This window comes from Pseudomonas sp. NPDC087615, from assembly GCF_044743445.1.
Lineage (GTDB): Bacteria > Pseudomonadota > Gammaproteobacteria > Pseudomonadales > Pseudomonadaceae > Aquipseudomonas > Aquipseudomonas baetica_A.
The window spans coordinates 1-16,092 of record NZ_JBIUWM010000066.1; the positions used below are offsets into that span (position 1 = coordinate 1).

The 16,092-nt window shown below is 58.9% G+C and carries 13 protein-coding genes and 1 pseudogene; 8 read left to right on the top strand and 6 right to left on the bottom strand.

Translation table 11 applies throughout. The annotated features are described in order from the left end of the window. Nucleotides 1-94: 94 nt before the first annotated feature. Nucleotides 95-526: a type II secretion system protein N gene (locus ACIOU6_RS24270; RefSeq protein WP_401139099.1), complete on the bottom strand. Its 432-nt coding sequence runs from the start codon at nt 524-526 to the stop codon at nt 95-97. Between the two features lie 120 nt (nt 527-646). Here ACIOU6_RS24270 and gspH point away from each other — a divergent pair, with 120 nt between their 5' ends. Then, nucleotides 647-1,093, top strand: coding sequence for a type II secretion system minor pseudopilin GspH (gene gspH, locus ACIOU6_RS24275; RefSeq protein ID WP_401139100.1), 447 nt, complete (start codon nt 647-649; stop codon nt 1,091-1,093). Next, nucleotides 1,090-1,698 (top strand): prepilin-type N-terminal cleavage/methylation domain-containing protein, encoded by a 609-nt coding sequence (locus ACIOU6_RS24280; protein WP_401139101.1) that lies wholly within the window; start codon nt 1,090-1,092, stop codon nt 1,696-1,698. The genes gspH and ACIOU6_RS24280 overlap by 4 nt, the downstream gene beginning before the upstream one ends. Before the next feature lie 1,077 nt (nt 1,699-2,775). Here ACIOU6_RS24280 and ACIOU6_RS24285 read toward each other — a convergent pair. The 3 genes from ACIOU6_RS24285 to ACIOU6_RS24295 are packed head-to-tail and all read right to left on the bottom strand — an operon-like array spanning nt 2,776 to nt 4,973. After that, nucleotides 2,776-3,714, bottom strand: coding sequence for a FecR family protein (locus ACIOU6_RS24285; RefSeq protein ID WP_401139102.1), 939 nt, complete (start codon nt 3,712-3,714; stop codon nt 2,776-2,778). A gap of 51 nt (nt 3,715-3,765) precedes the next feature. Continuing rightward, the gene (locus ACIOU6_RS24290; RefSeq protein ID WP_401139103.1) at nt 3,766-4,311 is read right to left on the bottom strand and encodes an RNA polymerase sigma factor; all 546 of its coding nucleotides are present in this window, start codon (nt 4,309-4,311) and stop codon (nt 3,766-3,768) included. Next, nucleotides 4,308-4,973 carry a secretin and TonB N-terminal domain-containing protein gene (locus ACIOU6_RS24295; protein ID WP_401139114.1) on the bottom strand — a complete coding sequence of 222 codons (666 nt, stop codon included), beginning with the start codon at nt 4,971-4,973 and terminating at the stop codon, nt 4,308-4,310. Before ACIOU6_RS24295 ends, ACIOU6_RS24290 begins: the two co-directional genes overlap by 4 nt. Nucleotides 4,974-5,180: 207 nt before the next feature. On the opposite strand from ACIOU6_RS24295, the gene ACIOU6_RS24300 reads away from it, so the two are divergent. Next, entirely contained in the window at nt 5,181-5,495 is a 315-nt protein-coding gene (locus tag ACIOU6_RS24300) for a hypothetical protein (RefSeq protein ID WP_221733534.1), read from the top strand. 31 nt (nt 5,496-5,526) lie between these two features. Here ACIOU6_RS24300 and ACIOU6_RS24305 read toward each other — a convergent pair whose 3' ends face one another. Next, nucleotides 5,527-5,967 carry a carboxymuconolactone decarboxylase family protein gene (locus ACIOU6_RS24305; RefSeq protein WP_401139104.1) on the bottom strand — a complete coding sequence of 147 codons (441 nt, stop codon included), beginning with the start codon at nt 5,965-5,967 and terminating at the stop codon, nt 5,527-5,529. Nucleotides 5,968-6,276: 309 nt separating this feature from the next. Between ACIOU6_RS24305 and ACIOU6_RS24310 the strand changes: the two genes are divergently transcribed. From ACIOU6_RS24310 to ACIOU6_RS24330, 5 genes and pseudogenes are all read left to right on the top strand, one after another. Further along, nucleotides 6,277-7,710, top strand: a complete 1,434-nt coding sequence (locus ACIOU6_RS24310; RefSeq protein WP_401139105.1) for a PLP-dependent aminotransferase family protein — start codon at nt 6,277-6,279, stop codon at nt 7,708-7,710. Nucleotides 7,711-7,833: 123 nt separating this feature from the next. After that, complete coding sequence (locus ACIOU6_RS24315) at nt 7,834-8,127, top strand: putative quinol monooxygenase (protein ID WP_221733537.1); 294 nt, start codon at nt 7,834-7,836, stop codon at nt 8,125-8,127. A gap of 210 nt (nt 8,128-8,337) precedes the next feature. Continuing rightward, nucleotides 8,338-8,739, top strand: a complete 402-nt coding sequence (locus ACIOU6_RS24320) for a cupin domain-containing protein (RefSeq protein WP_221733538.1) — start codon at nt 8,338-8,340, stop codon at nt 8,737-8,739. A gap of 238 nt (nt 8,740-8,977) precedes the next feature. Continuing rightward, a pseudogene (locus ACIOU6_RS24325) lies at nt 8,978-9,542 on the top strand (ATPase). Nucleotides 9,543-9,788: 246 nt separating this feature from the next. Further along, nucleotides 9,789-11,024 (top strand): delta-60 repeat domain-containing protein, encoded by a 1,236-nt coding sequence (locus tag ACIOU6_RS24330; RefSeq protein ID WP_401139106.1) that lies wholly within the window; start codon nt 9,789-9,791, stop codon nt 11,022-11,024. Between the two features lie 69 nt (nt 11,025-11,093). On the opposite strand, the gene ACIOU6_RS24335 is transcribed toward ACIOU6_RS24330, so the two are convergent. Beyond that, on the bottom strand, nt 11,094-15,989 hold the full coding sequence (locus tag ACIOU6_RS24335) for an NAD-glutamate dehydrogenase (protein ID WP_221733540.1): 4,896 nt from the start codon (nt 15,987-15,989) through the stop codon (nt 11,094-11,096). Nucleotides 15,990-16,092: the final 103 nt, after the last annotated feature.

The window sequence follows — 16,092 nt, forward strand, 5'->3', positions numbered from 1 at the left end:
CTCGAAACTGGGATATCTGCCACCGACCGTTTACGAACGGGCGATGGCGTCAAAATCACCTATCGAGGTGTCCGGAATTAGTTGACCACTACACTCACGGCCTCACCAACCTCGGCAACACAATCCCCTCCCCCAACCTCTCCACCCCCAACCGCACCCTCTCCCCACCCTGCTCAATCACCACCCCATCCCCCTCCACCGCCACCAACTTCACCCCAAGCCCAACCTTTTCCCCCTGCAAAAAACTACGCGGCGGCCCATCGTTTAGGCTCAGTATCGCCACAGCCCCCCGACTCCCCGCCATCACCCCACTCACCTTGATGTCCACCGGCGCTGTTTGATTGGAAAACCACTGCAACGCCGGGCTATCACTGCGTGCCGCGAGCAATTGCGGGGCTGCCGGCGGGGTGTGGGATTCGGCGGTGGTCAGCAGCAGCGACGACCACGTCGCCACGCCAACCAGCGAGGCGAGCAGTGCCACGGCCTGAACCATTTGCGGTGGGGAAAAGCGTGCGGTGAACATCATGGGCTGAATCTCCTTTTAGTCCCTGCCCACAGACTACGCGGCAATTCTCACGGTTTTATTTCACACGCCTTACATGTTGGCCGTGCAGGATGGTCCTCAACGCAAAGGAGCGCGCAATCGATGAACAGGCAACGGGGCTTTACCCTGATCGAGTTGATGGTGGTGCTGGTGATCATCGGTATCGCCAGTGCGGCGATCAGCCTGAGCATCAAGCCCGATCCGCTGCAATTGCTGCGCAAGGATGCCGAGCGTGTGGCGCAGTTGCTGCAAGTGGCGCAGGCCGAAGCGCGGGCGGATGGTCGGCCGATTGTGTGGGTCAGTGATGCCAAGGGGTTTCGCTTCAGTCGTCGCAGTGACAGCGGCAAGGGTTTCGATCATTTCAGCCAAGACCCGCAATTACGCCCACGGCCATGGCAGAGCCCGAAGATGGAGGTTCGCGTGGAGCCGAAACAGAAAGTCGTGCTCAACGCCGAATGGATCAACCCGCCGCTGCAATTGACCTTGTCTGATGGTTTCAATCGCCTGAGCGTGCTGCGCGATGGCGCCGGCCGGATCAGCGTGCAATGAAAGACCAACAAGGTTTTACCCTGATCGAGGTGATGGTCGCGATTCTGCTGATGGCGGTGGTGAGTTTGATTGCCTGGCGTGGGCTCGACAGCGTGACTCGGGCTGACAGCCATTTGCAGGCCAGCAGTGAGCAGAGTGACAGTTTGTTGCGGGCGTTGAATCAGTTGCAGCGGGATGTCGATATGCGTGCGGGGATTGAGTTGACTGAACCGAAGAAAGTTGGTGTGGATGATGAGCCGCCTAGCGCCCCGCCTGCGATTACTGTGCGCAGCAGTGATAGCAAGGGCTTTCGCCTGGACATCATTCGCACGGCGGCGGATCAGCCGGGGGCGTTGCAGCGGGTGCGGTGGTGGGTCAAGGGGGATACGTTGTATCGGGCGGTAGCGGCGGCGCGGAGTCGGTATCCGTTGCCGGCGCCTACTGGCGGGGTTGCTGTGCTGAAGGATGTGAGCGATGCACAGATTCGGGTTTGGGAAACGGATAAGGGCTGGCGGCAGTTGAGTGGCAATCGGCGCGAGGATCCGCAAGGGCTGGAGATTCGGTTGACTCGGCAGACGCCGCAGGGGGTGGAGAAATATCGGCAGGTGATTGGGCCGTTGGACTGACACGTGCCTGCTATGCAGATATCCCCCTTACCGTCGGAGATCTCTGTAGGAGTTGCCGCAGGCTGAGGTCTTTTGATCTGCTCTTGAAAATCAAAAGATCGTCCGAACGCGGCCCGAGCCTTCGGCAGCTCCTACAGTTGGATTGGGTGCAGGCAGTTAGAGAATGGGCGGTTTTCAGGCTGCCATCGCTGGCAAGCCAGCTCCCACAATTGGATTGGGTGCAGGCAGTTAGGGATTGGTTGGCTGGCAGGTTGTTATCGCCGGCAGGCTGGCTCCTACCGTTGGATGGGGTGCAGGCAGTTAGGGATTGGTTGGCTGGTGGGCCGTCTTCGCGAGCAAGCCCGCTCCCACAGGGGTATTGGGTGGGGTCAGTTGGCGATTGGTTGGCTGGCAGGTTGTTATCGCCGGCAGGCTGGCTCCTACCGTTGGATTGGGTGCAGGCAGTTAGGGATTGAGTGGCTGGCAGGCCGTCTTCGCGAGCAAGCCCGCTTCCACAGTGGGATTGGGTGAGGTCAGTTGGTGATTGGTTGGCTGGCAGGTTGTTATCGCCGGCAGGCTGGCTCCTAACGTTGGATTGGGTGCAGGCAGTTAGGGATTGGTTGGCTGGCAGGCCGCCTTCGCGAGCAAGCCCGCTCCCACAGGGGGATTGGGTGAGGTCAGTTACAAATTGGTCGGCTGTCAGGCCGCCATCGCTGACAGGCTTGCTCCCACAAGGAATTGAGTACACCCCGCACGCGGCGCATGCCGCCCCACTCAACACAATGAGCGTTAGCTCGAGTACCGCTTTTGATCTTAAAGCGCCCGTCGGCAGGCTGAGTGGAGGGATTGATCCGGGGTTGGGAGCGCAGCGACCGTTCGACGAAGTCGAACACATCGAGAGGAGGTGCAGCGAAGCAAACCGGAGGCGATGCGCCCGGATCAAACCCGGAGCGAAGGAACCCGAGCCACAGCGAGGGCCGAACGTCAGGGCAAAGCCTTTTTGGTTACTTTTGAGGCGTTTGTCAAAAGTGACCCGCCGTCAGGGCGGAACCCTAAGCCGCCGTTACCGCAGCAACGGATATGTACCCGCCCCCCCCACTAGCTGAGAACGACGACCCCCCCAGGCAACTCAGTGCATTTGACGCCATAGGCATCGCGAATCAACAACGCCACACCCGCCAGTTGATCAAGACTAAACCGCGCCTGCACCCGACGCTGCCCAAGCTCACGGTTGAGCAGCAAAAGCATCCCCGGCCGATAGCGATTAATCTCATCAATCATCTGACTCAACGTCGCCCCATTAAACACCAACACCTGCTGCCGCCAATTCATCACCGCCGCCGTGTCAACGTTCTGTACCGCGCCAACTTGCCGCGCGTCATAAGTCACTTGCTGCCCCGGCTCCAGACGCAAACTGCGCCCTTCAACGTCCACCTCCACAGCACCATCAAGGCAAGTCACACACACCTGCTGATCGGTATTACGCAAATTGAATCGCGCCTGACTGGCCCGCAACCACCCGCCCCCCGCCTGCATCGCCAGCGGCAACCGCGCGGTCTGCACTTCGACTTCGCCGCTGACCAGTTCAAAACCTTGTACGCCGTCATCCACGGAACGCTGATTGATGCGGGTCTGCGTGTTGAGTTCCAGGCTCACGCCATCCACAGGCTCCACTCGCCGCTGCTGGCCGACCTCGGTGATGTAATCGGCGCCCAGCCCTTCGAACCCTCCAGGAATCGTCCCACGCACCAGCAAAAACGCCGCCGACGCGGCGAATGCGCCCCCCAGAAAGGCACGCCGGCCAAACCCTCGCGGCGCCTGCAAACCCTCCGCCGCCGGTTGCAACAGGTGCCAAAGCGCTTTGGTTTCCTCGAAGGCACGCGCATGTTCGGGACTCTGCGCGCACCACTCACGCAACGCCCGGGCGTCGGCGACGGTGGCGCGACCAGAGGTCAACAGAATCAGCCAGTCACGGGCTTCGCTTTGTAGACGCTCGGCGGCCGTCGGCTCGGCAGGTGTCAGTCGGAAGATGTTCAAAACTCGCAGATTCTCAACGGATTAATCGGGACTTTTTACCCAGCTTCTCTCTCAAGACGGTTTTCCGGCCCCGCGACCGAACCGCTGAAACACTTTTCTTTCCAGTTTTGCGGCGCAATGCCCCAGTGCGGCTTTGATTTCCTTCTCGACCATGCGCGTGGAAATGCCGAAACGCTGGGAAATTTCCAGGTGGGGAGCCTCCTCCAGGCGCGCAGCAATGAAGATCTTGCGGCGCCGCGCCGGCAGTTCGTACAACGCGCTGAGCAGTGACTGGATTTCCTTTTGCCCGCCCACCACCCGTGCCGGATCGAGCGCCTCGTCGCCGATTTGCAGCAACTCTTCGACTTCGCTTCCGGTGAGCAAACGCGCGTCGGCCTGGCGCCGGTCCGCAGCGATGTTCAGGGCCATGCGATAGAGGTAGGCGTTGGGCCGCAAGAGGTTCGGCGGCGTCTCCATCCGGTCGACCCGCAGGTAAGTTTCGTGCAGCACGTCGTTAGCCAGATCCTCTGAGCCCAAACGCCGACGCAGGCGCACCCGAAAATCCTCGTAAGAGGTCAGGAACAGTTGGACCATCGAACCTTGTCCGGTGTCTTTCATCCCCCGGAAACTCCTTCCCATTTGGTGCATTCCATGCGTTTCCCTGACGACTGCGGTAACAACAGCAACGTGACCGGCTGACGCAAGGCACTGGGCGTCGGCCGGTCGATCCTGAGACTGCGAAAACTCTCTACCAACGCGGTATCGCGCTGTACATCACCGGTGGAGGTGACCAACCGGTTGTGTTGCACCCGGCCATCGCGCCCGACCCAGACCTGCAACACCGCGCGATAACTGCCCGGTCGGGTCAACGGTGAACGGCACAGGTTGCGCTCAATCGCCGCTTGTACCGCCGTGGCGTAACTGCGGTTCACCGCGATGCTGGCTGGCGATGACTTGCCCTCGGTCGATGGCACGTCCTCGACCTGTGCCACTTGCAAGGTGAACGCATCATCACGGGCATAGCGCGCCATCAAGCCGCTGCCGCCGAGCAAACGACGCAAGGCATCAGCGGCGGTGTACTCACCCTCCACCGCCAGCGAACGTCTGCCGCGACTCAACTGGCTGTCGACCAGCACCGCAACGCCCGTGGCATGGCTGTATTGATCCAGTGCCCGGGCCAGATCCTGCGCCGGAATGTGCAGCGTCATGCGCAAGTCCGCCGGCACCGGGTCCGCTGTCGCAGTGCCCGTCAGCCAGGCAAGCAACACCCCCAGACCCAGCCGGCGAACAAGAGTCGTTGAACGCTGAAGACTGCCCCTGGAACTGCCTCGCTGCACGGCTGACGTATCCCTGAAATTCGTCATCCTGAGGGCTGTTTATGAATCTGGTGTGACGGGCGATGCAAAAAAACCATCACGGGTTTTGTATCGGCCTTGCACTAGACTCAAGCCCTAGAGCAGCCCCTTCGGGCTGGCCAGGAGGCAGGCATGAAAACACTCTGGAGGATCACCCTTGGCGGGCTGTTGCTGAGCGCATTGGTCAACGCCCATGCCGAGCAACCGCTGGGCTGCGTAGAGGTGACGGTCGGCGGCTACAAGGCACCGAATTACGATTGCCTGACCCAGCAGATGGGCAACAACCCTGAAGGCGCAGCGGCCGCCGAGAAAAACCGTGAGGCGCTGAATGTGCCGGTGAATAAGCGCCCGCCCAATCAGATGGGATTGGCGACGCCCGCCGGCACCAGCACGCGCATGGGCAATACCTTTGGCACATCGGTGAAACCGCAGCGGCCACCGAATTAGGGAAACATCAAAGGCTGCGATCTTTTGATCTTCAGTCGCGTGGGGTCTGGCGAAAGCTCACGGCCAGGCGATTCCAGCTGTTGATGGTGGTGACGGCCATGGTCAGGTCGACCATTTCCCCTTCGCTGAACTGCTCGCGTGCCTGCTGATAGACGTCATCGGGCACATGACTTTCGGCCAGCAGCGTCACCGCCTCGGCCCACCCCAGCGCCGCACGCTCGCGGGGATTGAAGAAGTTGCTGTCGCGCCACACCGCAATCGCATACAAGCGCCGATCACTCTCCCCGGCCCGCCGCGCGTCTACCGAATGCATGTCGGTGCAGAACGCGCAGCCATTGAGCTGCGAGGCGCGGATCCTGATCAGTTGCAGCAGCGGCTGCTCGATGCTCAAGCCACTGGTCAGTGCCTCCATGGCAATCATCGCTTTCATCGCCTTGGGCGAAGCGTTGTAGTAGTCCAGGCGCAGGGACATGGCAGGTCTCGGGAAGCGGAATGATGAGTTCACGGTAAGCGCAGAGCTGCCGGCGTTACAGCCCCAATTCCACGGAATATCGCTACACCACTGAAATCCCGGCCACACACAAATCCCCCTTGTGGGAGCGGGCTTGCTCGCGAAGGCGGTGGGTCAGTCAATACTTTAGTGCCTGACACGACGCCTTCGCGAGCAAGCCCACAGTAGGACGGTGGCCAATTTCGGTTTTTTGGGGTGCGCAACTATTGCCGATCACGCAACAGCGGTAATCTGACGGGCACGCCAAATAGCCTCGGGAGCCTCGTCGGTATGGAACTTCACGTTGTGATCAACGGCCGCAAGGATCTGGCCGGTCAGTTGTATCAGCAACTGCGTGGCGCCATCGAATCCGGGCGTCTGGCCGCTGGCACACAATTGCCGCCCAGCCGCTTGTTGGCCGAGCAACTGGGGATCTCGCGCAAGACCATTTCCGACACCTACGCGCTGTTGACCTACGAAAACTTCCTCACCGGCGTGATCGGCAAAGGCACCTACGTCAATGCCCGCCCGGCTTCGATTCAGCGCAAGCAAAGCCACACTGAACTGGCCAGTTCCGAGGTCATCGAGAGCTGGCGCAACCTGCCAGTGTTCCTGCGCCATCCGACCCTGGAGGGCTCGCTGCGTTACGACTTTATCGGCGGCGCCACCAGCAAGGGCCAATTCCCGCAGGACGACTGGCGCCGCTGCGTTGCCCACGCGATGCGGCAGATGGGGCAATCCAAGGGTTTCTACAGCCTGCCCGAAGGCCTGCCGGCGCTGCGCAATGCGATTGCCCGGCATATCGCGTTTTCTCGCGGGGTCAACTGTCAGGACGAAGACGTTGTGGTGTGCAACGGCGCGCAACAGGCGCTGGATCTGATCACGCGCGTACTGATACGCCCGGGCAATCGGGTGGCGATGGAGGATCCGGGTTACCCGCCGGCACGCCTGCTGTTCGCCACCCATGGTGCCGAGGTGGTCGCAATTCCGGTGGATGCCGAAGGGATTCAGGTTGAACACATTCCTGAAGGCACGCGGCTGATCTATGTCACGCCGTCGCACCAGTTCCCGCTGGGCATGCCGATGAGCCAGGCGCGCCGCGAAGCCTTGCTGGCCCGCGCACATGAACTGGGCGCAATCATCATCGAGGACGACTATGACAGCGAATTCCGCTACGAAGGCCGGCCCACTGATTCGCTGTTCAACCTCGACCAACGCGGCATCGTCGCCTATGTCGGGACCTTCTCCAAAACCCTGCTGCCCGAGCTGCGACTGGGCTATGGGATCCTGCCGCCAGCGATTCTCGAAGCGGTGATCCGCGCCAAGCAGCTCACCGATCTGCATGTCTCGACCCTGCCGCAATGGGCGCTGGCCAAGTTCATCGCCGAGGGCTGTCTGCTCAAGCATATTCGCCGCTGCCACGCCGTTTACGCCCAGCGCCGCGAGCGGATTCTGGCGCGCATGGCCACCGACCTCGCGCCATGGCTGGACGTGGTGCCGGCCAGCGCAGGCTTCCACATGGCGGTGTTCTGCAAGGTGCCGATCGACTTGCCGTTGGTGATCGAACTGGCGAAAAAAGTTGAAGTGGGCCTGTACTCAATCAACGGTTTCTATTATCAACAACCGCCAAAAAATGGCTTGTACTTCGGCTTCGGCGCCATTGAAACCCTGGACATCGATATCGCCCTCGATCGCCTGCGCGACATACTCCAGCAAGTCGCCTGAGTGATTGGCCTAACGGATTAACCGCCGATTGGTTATTGGTGATCCGGGGGTGCAGGCCTATTCTGCACAGGCGTTATCCCTCAATGAGCAGGATTCGTCCGGCCTGATTCAGGAGTGTGAGCAATGTCCAACGAAGTGATCAATACGGTACAGGTGAAAGCTGCCGCCGGCCGCTCGGACGAACTGGGCAGGCAACTGCAGAAGATCGTAGACACCCTGCGCGAAACGCCAGGCTGCGATTCCTACCTGGTCGACCGCTGCCCCGAGGACAATCACCGCTGGATGGTCAGTGCTCACTGGCAGTCGGAAGCGGCGATGCAGGCGCATTTCAACCGGCCCGAGGCGCAGGGTTTTATTGACCTGATCGACAGCCGCTTGGCCAACAGTGTGGATTTCAACAGTTTCCCTATCGTTTGACCCGACGCCTTCGCGAGCAAACCCGCCCCCACAACGGAATGCGACCCACTGTGTGAACGGGCTTGCTCGCGAAGGCGTTTGCTGCACACCGATTTTTTCTGGAATGCCACGGTATTGGTCACCCGATCTTCCTGAATATTGGCCGTTTGAATGCGCGACCCTGCGGACTACTGTGATCACCGACATCCCCACTTCAACAGGTGATCCGCCATGAAAGCCCTGCACTTCTTCGCCGCCGCCCTCGCCTTGACGATTTCCGCCTCGGCCTTGGCCCATGACCCGTCCGAGAAAGTCACTGTGCTGCAAGACCAGATGCTGAAAAACGCACCGGGTAAAAAAGCCATGATGATCGAAGTCGACTACAAGCCCGGCCAATCCTCGATTGCCCACAAACACGACGGCACCGCCATGGCCTATGTGCTGGAAGGCGAAGTGATTTCCCAGGTCAAGGGCGAACAGGCAATCACCTACAAGAAAGGTCAGTTCTGGTACGAACCCGCCGGTTCCGAACATCTGGTGTCGAAAAACGCCAGTACCACCAAACCGGCCAAGTTGCTGGTGTTCATGGTGCTGGCTCCGAACGAACAAGTGTTGGTCCCGCTGCAAAACTGATGGGTGTTTGATCAAACATAAATAAAAAGGCTCAAATCACTGATTTGGGCCTATTTATTTACCGGCACAATTAACAGCATCGTGTTAAAGCCAATAAAACCAGGGCATCTGACAACTCGAAAAACTGTCAGCTTATTTACAGCTTCCCTGGTTTATTCTGAGTTAACTGCCGCCCCCTACAACAAAGCGCCCGGCAACCCTGACTTTCCGACTAAAGTTAAGTCACGGGAGACACACCATGAAGTTTGCGTTGACCAGTACGCCGGCGATATCGGTTTTAATCTTGTCCGCCTGGCCAGTACCGAGCGCGCCGAAAACGGTCTCATCTCTTGATACCCTGTTTCCCCATCCGACCGGCCGTAGCAGCGCCATCCAAGCGAAAATTGGCCCCGGCGTCTCGCTTGAAATCGTCTAAAGCCCTAGCACCCAGACCAACCGCGAATATCTGCGCGACTATCAGGCCAACGCCGGCACCGGTTTCGACCAGAGTCTGCTGGTGCAGCCGATCCGTGACGCCTGCGTCGCGACGTCAAAACCGGATATGGCAGTGGAAGGGGTCAACGCTTCCCTAAAGTGCGAAGTTCAACGATATCGGTACAGCGAACGGTTTGGAGGCTAAAGAACTGACGCCGATCTCGGCGCACTTCAAACGGTCAGAGGCGATGGTGGCGGATATTAATCAGCAACAGGATCTGCAAGTAAGGGCACTGAAGAAATCTGACCAGTCGTTCAGTAACTTATTGAACAGATCGACAGATAACGTATCGATACTCCATAACAAACAAGCACATCAACTGTATTGATATCAGATACCCAATCGCTATAGCCATTGCCGAACGCTGTGATTTTTTTAATTTGATCTTAAAAATCAAAAGGTACAGCCTCCTGACTTACCCCGCTCGTCTACAAAATTTTTCTCACCACTCTTTCAAGCGTCTGTCTACTGTCAGGATTTACAGTAGACGGCCCTGCCTCCACACCTCGTAATGCATATGCCGCCCCGTGAAATTGACTGTTGTCCCACGGGGCCCAGACTCAGGGAGCAGACAATGAAGACTGAAGAATACAGAGCAGGAGACCTTGATCAAACATTCGGTGACAACGGCGCCGCAATTTTTAACGGCGTAGACTATCTTTTTGCACTAGCCACAGATACGAATGACAACATCTACGCAGCGGGAAGAACTCTGGACAATAAATTCTATGTTGCCCGCCTCACACCCGATGGACGATTTGATCCAAACTTTGGCGGCACCGGATATGTCACCGGAAACTTCAGTAATGGCTATCATTCACAAGCATTGACGGTAAATGTCGATCTGCAAGGTCGGTGTCTGATCATCGGTGAGGCGGCTTTCTCAGCGGGTTTGGCTCGCTTCACCCCAGACGGCAAGTTGGACGAGACGTTTGGTGACGGGGGTAAACTTTTGGTGCCTCCTCCCCCGGGATTAAAGCGCCTCTCAACCGAGCCTATCCGATCTGATAGCTCAAGCTCGCAATCGTGCTCATGCACACTGCTCAGTGACGGCAAGATTCTGTTTCTTATCCGTTTTGACAGGAATGCCTCTAATCTTCATCTAATACGACTTGAAGAAAATGGAACTCTGGATAAGACATTCAACAACACAGGTTATGTTGAGGTCGCTTATGAGGGCCGAGACCTATACCCAAGTTTGCGGAGCGCCATCCAGGGAGAACGACTTATCATCGGTGCCTCTGTGCGTAAAAACGATCTTCACTTTGGACTGCTGGCAGGATACGACTTGAACGGAACGCTCGACCGTACATTCGGCAAAGACGGATATGCGCTCCTCGAAGAGCCGGTCGATGTGGGCTCGGAAATATGGGATTTGCAACAGGGGTCAGGTCAGCAGATATGGGCAATAGGAAGAACCACCCCACCTCACCTGGGCTCTGATATCCCGCCTACACGAGGTTTCCTGACCAGACTGAGCAAGGATGGCCATCTCGACACAACATTCAACCACGGTCATCCGGTGCTAACGCCCGCGGGACTTGATGACGAGTGGATAGCAGGCGCTCTCCAAAATAACGGGAACATGGTTTTGGCAGGCACACGCTTTGTTGCAGGCGCCGGCATGCTGGGACGCTACAAATCGGATGGAAGTCTCGATACTGATTTTGGCGAAGGCGGCATCAGGTTTCTCCCAAGCGGCGGAACGGCCAGGCTTGTGACACTGCAAAAAGACGGTCGCATTATTGCCGGCGGAGCCTTATCGCCGAATGGTTCCAGAATCGCCGCAGTATTGCGCTATCACAAATAGCCGACAGCGGCAGACATAAAAAAAGCCCCGGCATCTCACGATACCGGGGCTTTCTCATTCAACGTCTGCTTAAGCCAGTTCAAGCTCGGCATTGGTCGTGGCCGGCATAACAACCGCTTGCCCGCTCAACGCCAGGTCAAGCAGTTCGCGGTTGGCCACTGCATACATGGCGTAGTCAGTGCCGCTCGCAGCACGGATTTCCACCAGCATCGCGCGCCAGCGCGAGATCATGCTTTCGTGTTGTTCCATCCATAGCGCCAGGCGTGCTTCCACGTCCTGAGTGCCGTCGCCCTGTTGCAGGACGGAGATGGTGATCGCACGTTGCTGCCAGTCGACGTCATCGCGGAACGCTTCACGGGCCAGGGCCTGCCAGTTGTTTTCAACCGGCAGCGCGCTGATCTGTTGCAGGTACCAGGTGATGTCCAGCGCACTGCCCACGGCGAAGTAGGCCTTGGCCACTTCTGCCGGGTTCTGGCCAGTCACGTCGGAGGCTTCGATGATCGGCAGCAGGGTGTACAGGTGCGAGGTGCCCGCCACCATACGCGCCAGCAACTCCGGCACACCGGCTTCGACGTAAGCCTGATAACGCGCCTGCCAGTTTTCGTGGATCTCGCCGCTCAGCAGTTCATCGAGCTTGAGACCCAGCTCTTTCAAGTGAGGACCGAAATGCGCGACGTCACGGGCAGCGTTCTGCTCGTTGCGGCGGGCACGCAGGAACCAGCGCGTAGCGCGACGGCCCAGACGCATCAGCTCGTCCATCAACTCCAGTTGCACGTCAGCGGAAACCTGGTAATCCAGGGCTTCGATCTGACGGAACCAGTGCGGGAGATGGAAGATGTCACGCACAATCACATAAGCGCCTGCCACGTTCGCCGGGCTCATCCCGGTCGACTCTTTGAGTCGCTGAACGAAGGTGATGCCCATGTGGTTGACCAGATCGTTGGCGATCTGGGTGCTGACGATTTCACGCTTGAGACGGTGACGACGCATGGCTTCGGAGAACTTGCTGACCAACGTCGGCGGGAACGCCGTTTCCATGTCGCGGGTCAGGTAATCGTCGTCCGGCACCTGAGAGCCCAGCAACTGCTCCTTGAGGTCGATCTTGCTGTACGAGATCAGCACCGACAGCTCGGGGCGGGTCAGGCCATGGCCTGCTGCCACTCGCTCGTTGATCTGTTCTTCGGTCGGCAGGAACTCGATGGCACGGTCCAGCTTGCCACGGCCTTCCAGATCACCCATCAGACGCTTGTACTCAGCGATGCGTGCGTAGGCGCGACGCGCCGCCAGGGACAGGGCCTGAGTCTGCTTGTAGTTGTTGCCCAGCACCAGACCACCGACTTCTTCGGTCATGCTCGCCAGCAACAGGTTGCGTTGTTTGTCGGTCATGTCGCCGGCCTGAACCACTTCGTTCAGCAGGATCTTGATGTTCACTTCGTGGTCGGAGCAGTCCACACCACCGGCGTTGTCGATGAAGTCGGTGTTGGAACCGCCGCCATTGAGGCCGAATTCCACACGACCCAGTTGGGTCATGCCGAGGTTACCGCCCTCGCCCACCACTTTGCAGCGCAGTTCGTTGCCGTTCACGCGCAGCGCATCGTTGGCCTTGTCGCCGACATCGGCGTGGCTTTCGGTGCTGGCCTTGACGTAAGTGCCGATACCGCCGTTCCACAACAGGTCTACCGGCGCCTTGAGCAAGGCATTGAGCAGTTCGGTCGGGGTCAGCTTGTTAGCCTTGATGTCGAAGCGTTCTTGCATCTGCGGGGAAATCGCGATGCTCTTCGCACTGCGCGAGAAGATACCGCCACCTTCGGACATGATGCTGGTGTCGTAGTCGGTCCAGGCCGAACGCGGCAGATCGAACAAACGCTGACGCTCGACGAAGCTGGTCGCCGGGTTCGGGTTCGGATCGATGAAGATGTGCAGGTGGTTGAACGCGGCAACCAGTTGCAGCTTGTCTGACATCAGCAAGCCGTTACCGAACACGTCACCGGCCATATCGCCGACGCCCACCACAGTGATGCTGTCTTCCTGAACATTGATGCCGCGTTCGCGGAAGTGACGTTGTACGCCCACCCACGCGCCTTTGGCGGTGATGCCCATTTTCTTGTGGTCGTAACCGGCAGAACCACCGGACGCGAACGCGTCACCCAGCCAGAAGCCGTAGTCGATGGCGATACCGTTGGCGATGTCGGAGAAGGTAGCAGTGCCCTTGTCCGCCGCGACCACCAGGTACGGGTCATCGTCGTCATGACGCACGACGTTGGCCGGCGGCACCAGTGCGCCGTCTTTCAGGTTGTCGGTGATGTCCAGCAGACCGGAAATGAAGATGCGGTAGCAGGCGATGCCCTCGGCCGCGATCTCGTCACGGCTGCCGCCCAGTGGCAAGCGACGCGGCAGGAAGCCGCCCTTCGCACCCACCGGCACGATGACCGAGTTCTTCACTTGCTGGGCTTTTACCAGGCCGAGGACTTCGGTACGGAAGTCTTCTTCACGGTCGGACCAGCGCAGGCCACCGCGAGCAACGTTACCGAAGCGCAGGTGAACGCCTTCAACGCGTGGCGAGTAAACGAAGATTTCAAACTTCGGTACTGGCTTCGGCAGTTCTGGAATCGCATGCGGGTTGAACTTGAAGCTGAAGTACGACTTGTTCTGGCCGTTGGCATCAGTCTGATAGAAGTTGGTGCGCAGCGTGGCTTTGATCAGGTCCAGGTAACGACGCAGAATGCGGTCTTCGTTGAGTACCTGAACATCGTCCAGTGCAGTCAGAATCGCTTGTTCCAGGCGCTGTTGCTTGTCTTCCAGATCGTCGCTGCCGAGCTTGCGGGCCAGGTAGAAACGGGTCTTGAACAACCGGGTCAGCTCGCGAGCGATGTCGGTGTGGTTGTTCAGGGTGCTGGCGATGTAACCCAGATCGAAGCCCAGACGAATCTGCTTCAGGTAACGGGCATAGGCACGCAGCAGCGCTACGTCGCGCCATGGCAGGCCGGCGGTCAGCACCAGACGGTTGAATGCATCGTTCTCGGCGTCGCCACGAACGATGTGGACGAAAGCGTCCTGCAGGGTGTCGTTGAGTTGCTGGATGTCGAGGTCCAGGCCTTCAGCGGCGGTGAACGCGAAGTCGTGAATCCAGAACTCGCGACCCTTGGTGTGGCGCAGGCGATACGGGAATTCACCCAGCACACGCAGGCCCAGGTTTTCCAGGATCGGCAGGACGTCGGACAGCGCCAGCGGCGTATCAGCGTGATACAGCTTGCAATGCAGCTCGCGCTGGCCAGAAACCTGGCCCAGCGGCTGATAGAAGCTCATCACCAGCGGATTTTTTTCGTTCAGGCTCAGCAGGTGCTGCATGTCGACCACGGCCGAATGCGCCGCGAAACGCTCGCGATAACCGGCCGGGAAGCCTTTCGGGAAGTCGGCCAGCACGTTGGTGCCGTGGGCTTCGCCGAAGCTTTCGACGGTCAGTGCGGCGTAGTCGTCCTGCCAGCTGCGGCAAGCCTGAACCACTTCTTTTTCCAGCAGTACGGTGTCGATGTCGAGACGGTTCTTCGGATCGACACGCAGGATCAACTGCACACGAGCCAGCACGGACTCGGAGAAGAATGTCCAGAATTCGCAATCGGAAGCCTTCAGGCGCTCCATCAGCACTTGCTGGATCTTCTGGCGAACTTCGGTGGAATAGATGTCGCGCGGCACGTAGGCCAGGCAGTAGCAGAAACGACCGTACGGGTCTTTGCGCAGGAACACGCGAATCTTGTTGCGCTCCTGAATCTGCACGATCGACATCACGGTGGTGAACAGTTCATCGACCGGGGTCTGGAACAGGTCATCACGCGGCAGCACTTCGAGCACCTGGGCCAGTTCTTTGCCCAAGTGAGCCTTGGACTGGAAGCCTGAGCGGTGTTCGATTTCTTCGACCTTGCGGCGGATGAACGGGATGACCCGCACGCTCTCGCCATACACCGAGGAGGTGTACAGGCCCATGAAACGGTGTTCCTTGATGACTTTGCCGTCGGCGTCGATTTCACGGATCGACACGTAGTCCGGGTAGGCCGGACGGTGTACACGGCTTGGGTGTGCAGCCTTGGCGAACGACAGCAGGGTCGGTTCACGCAGGTAGCTCACGGCGTATTCTTCGATGCGCAGGTCATCGTAGGTCAGGCCGGTGCGCAGCAGTTTGGTCAGGCCGAGGAAGGCGTTCTGGTCGTACTCGATGTGGCCGCCATCGGCCTGATCGGTCACCACGAACTCTTCGTAGCCGAGGAAGGTGAAGTGGTTGCCCACCAGCCATTCCAGGAAACTTTTGATTTCGTTCTTTTCGTCGGCATCGACGGCGAATGCGCTGTTGTCGAGCTTGGTGAGGATTTCCTGCACCTTGGCTTTCATCGGCTCGAAATCGGCGACCGCGACGCGGACTTCACCGAGCACCTGCTCCAGCTCTTTGCTCAGCACATTCAGTTCGGCCGCGTTGGCGCAACGGTCGATTTCCAGGTACATCAGCGACTCTTGCAGAATGTCGTCGCCCTGGGTGCCTTTTGGCAGGATTTCCAGCAACTCGCCCTTGCTGCCACGACGCACGCTCAGCACGGTGGTTTGCAGGGTATGGATGCTGTAGCCGCGGCGGTTCAGTTCAGTGCGGACCGAGTCGACCAGGAATGGCAGGTCGTGGTGCAGCACTTCGACCGCTGTGTGGGTCGACTGCCAGCCGTGACGTTCGTAATCAGGGTTGTAGACGCGTACTTGCGGTTGCGCGTGATCGAAGCGCTCAAGCAGGCGCCACGCGGAAAGAGTACAGCCAGCGAGGTCGGAGAGGCGACGCTGGGTCAGCTCGTCCAGAGAAATGATGCCGAAAAATTGTTCAGCGAACAGCGCCACTTGTGGCAGTGCCTGTTCACTGATGTGCTGCGCCAGTGCCGCTTGCAGTTGGTGCTGAAAATCGGCTTTGCTGGCTGCGGTGAAGAACGCCATCTGTGGTACTCCGCTTAAGCTTGTTATTGATGGAAAGCGTCGCGTGCAACACCCCTTTCGGGGTTTGTATCGCCCTGCTCCTGATTCTCGGGCAGAGGAAACA

Coding starts and splice junctions, on each gene's coding strand:
- ACIOU6_RS24270 (WP_401139099.1), bottom strand. CDS start 526: ATGATGTTCACCGCACGCTTTTCCCCACCGCAAATGGTTCAGGCCGTG.
- gspH (WP_401139100.1), top strand. CDS start 647: ATGAACAGGCAACGGGGCTTTACCCTGATCGAGTTGATGGTGGTGCTG.
- ACIOU6_RS24280 (WP_401139101.1), top strand. CDS start 1,090: ATGAAAGACCAACAAGGTTTTACCCTGATCGAGGTGATGGTCGCGATT.
- ACIOU6_RS24290 (WP_401139103.1), bottom strand. CDS start 4,311: ATGAAAGACACCGGACAAGGTTCGATGGTCCAACTGTTCCTGACCTCT.
- ACIOU6_RS24300 (WP_221733534.1), top strand. CDS start 5,181: ATGAAAACACTCTGGAGGATCACCCTTGGCGGGCTGTTGCTGAGCGCA.
- ACIOU6_RS24305 (WP_401139104.1), bottom strand. CDS start 5,967: ATGTCCCTGCGCCTGGACTACTACAACGCTTCGCCCAAGGCGATGAAA.
- ACIOU6_RS24310 (WP_401139105.1), top strand. CDS start 6,277: ATGGAACTTCACGTTGTGATCAACGGCCGCAAGGATCTGGCCGGTCAG.
- ACIOU6_RS24315 (WP_221733537.1), top strand. CDS start 7,834: ATGTCCAACGAAGTGATCAATACGGTACAGGTGAAAGCTGCCGCCGGC.
- ACIOU6_RS24320 (WP_221733538.1), top strand. CDS start 8,338: ATGAAAGCCCTGCACTTCTTCGCCGCCGCCCTCGCCTTGACGATTTCC.
- ACIOU6_RS24330 (WP_401139106.1), top strand. CDS start 9,789: ATGAAGACTGAAGAATACAGAGCAGGAGACCTTGATCAAACATTCGGT.
- ACIOU6_RS24335 (WP_221733540.1), bottom strand. CDS start 15,989: ATGGCGTTCTTCACCGCAGCCAGCAAAGCCGATTTTCAGCACCAACTG.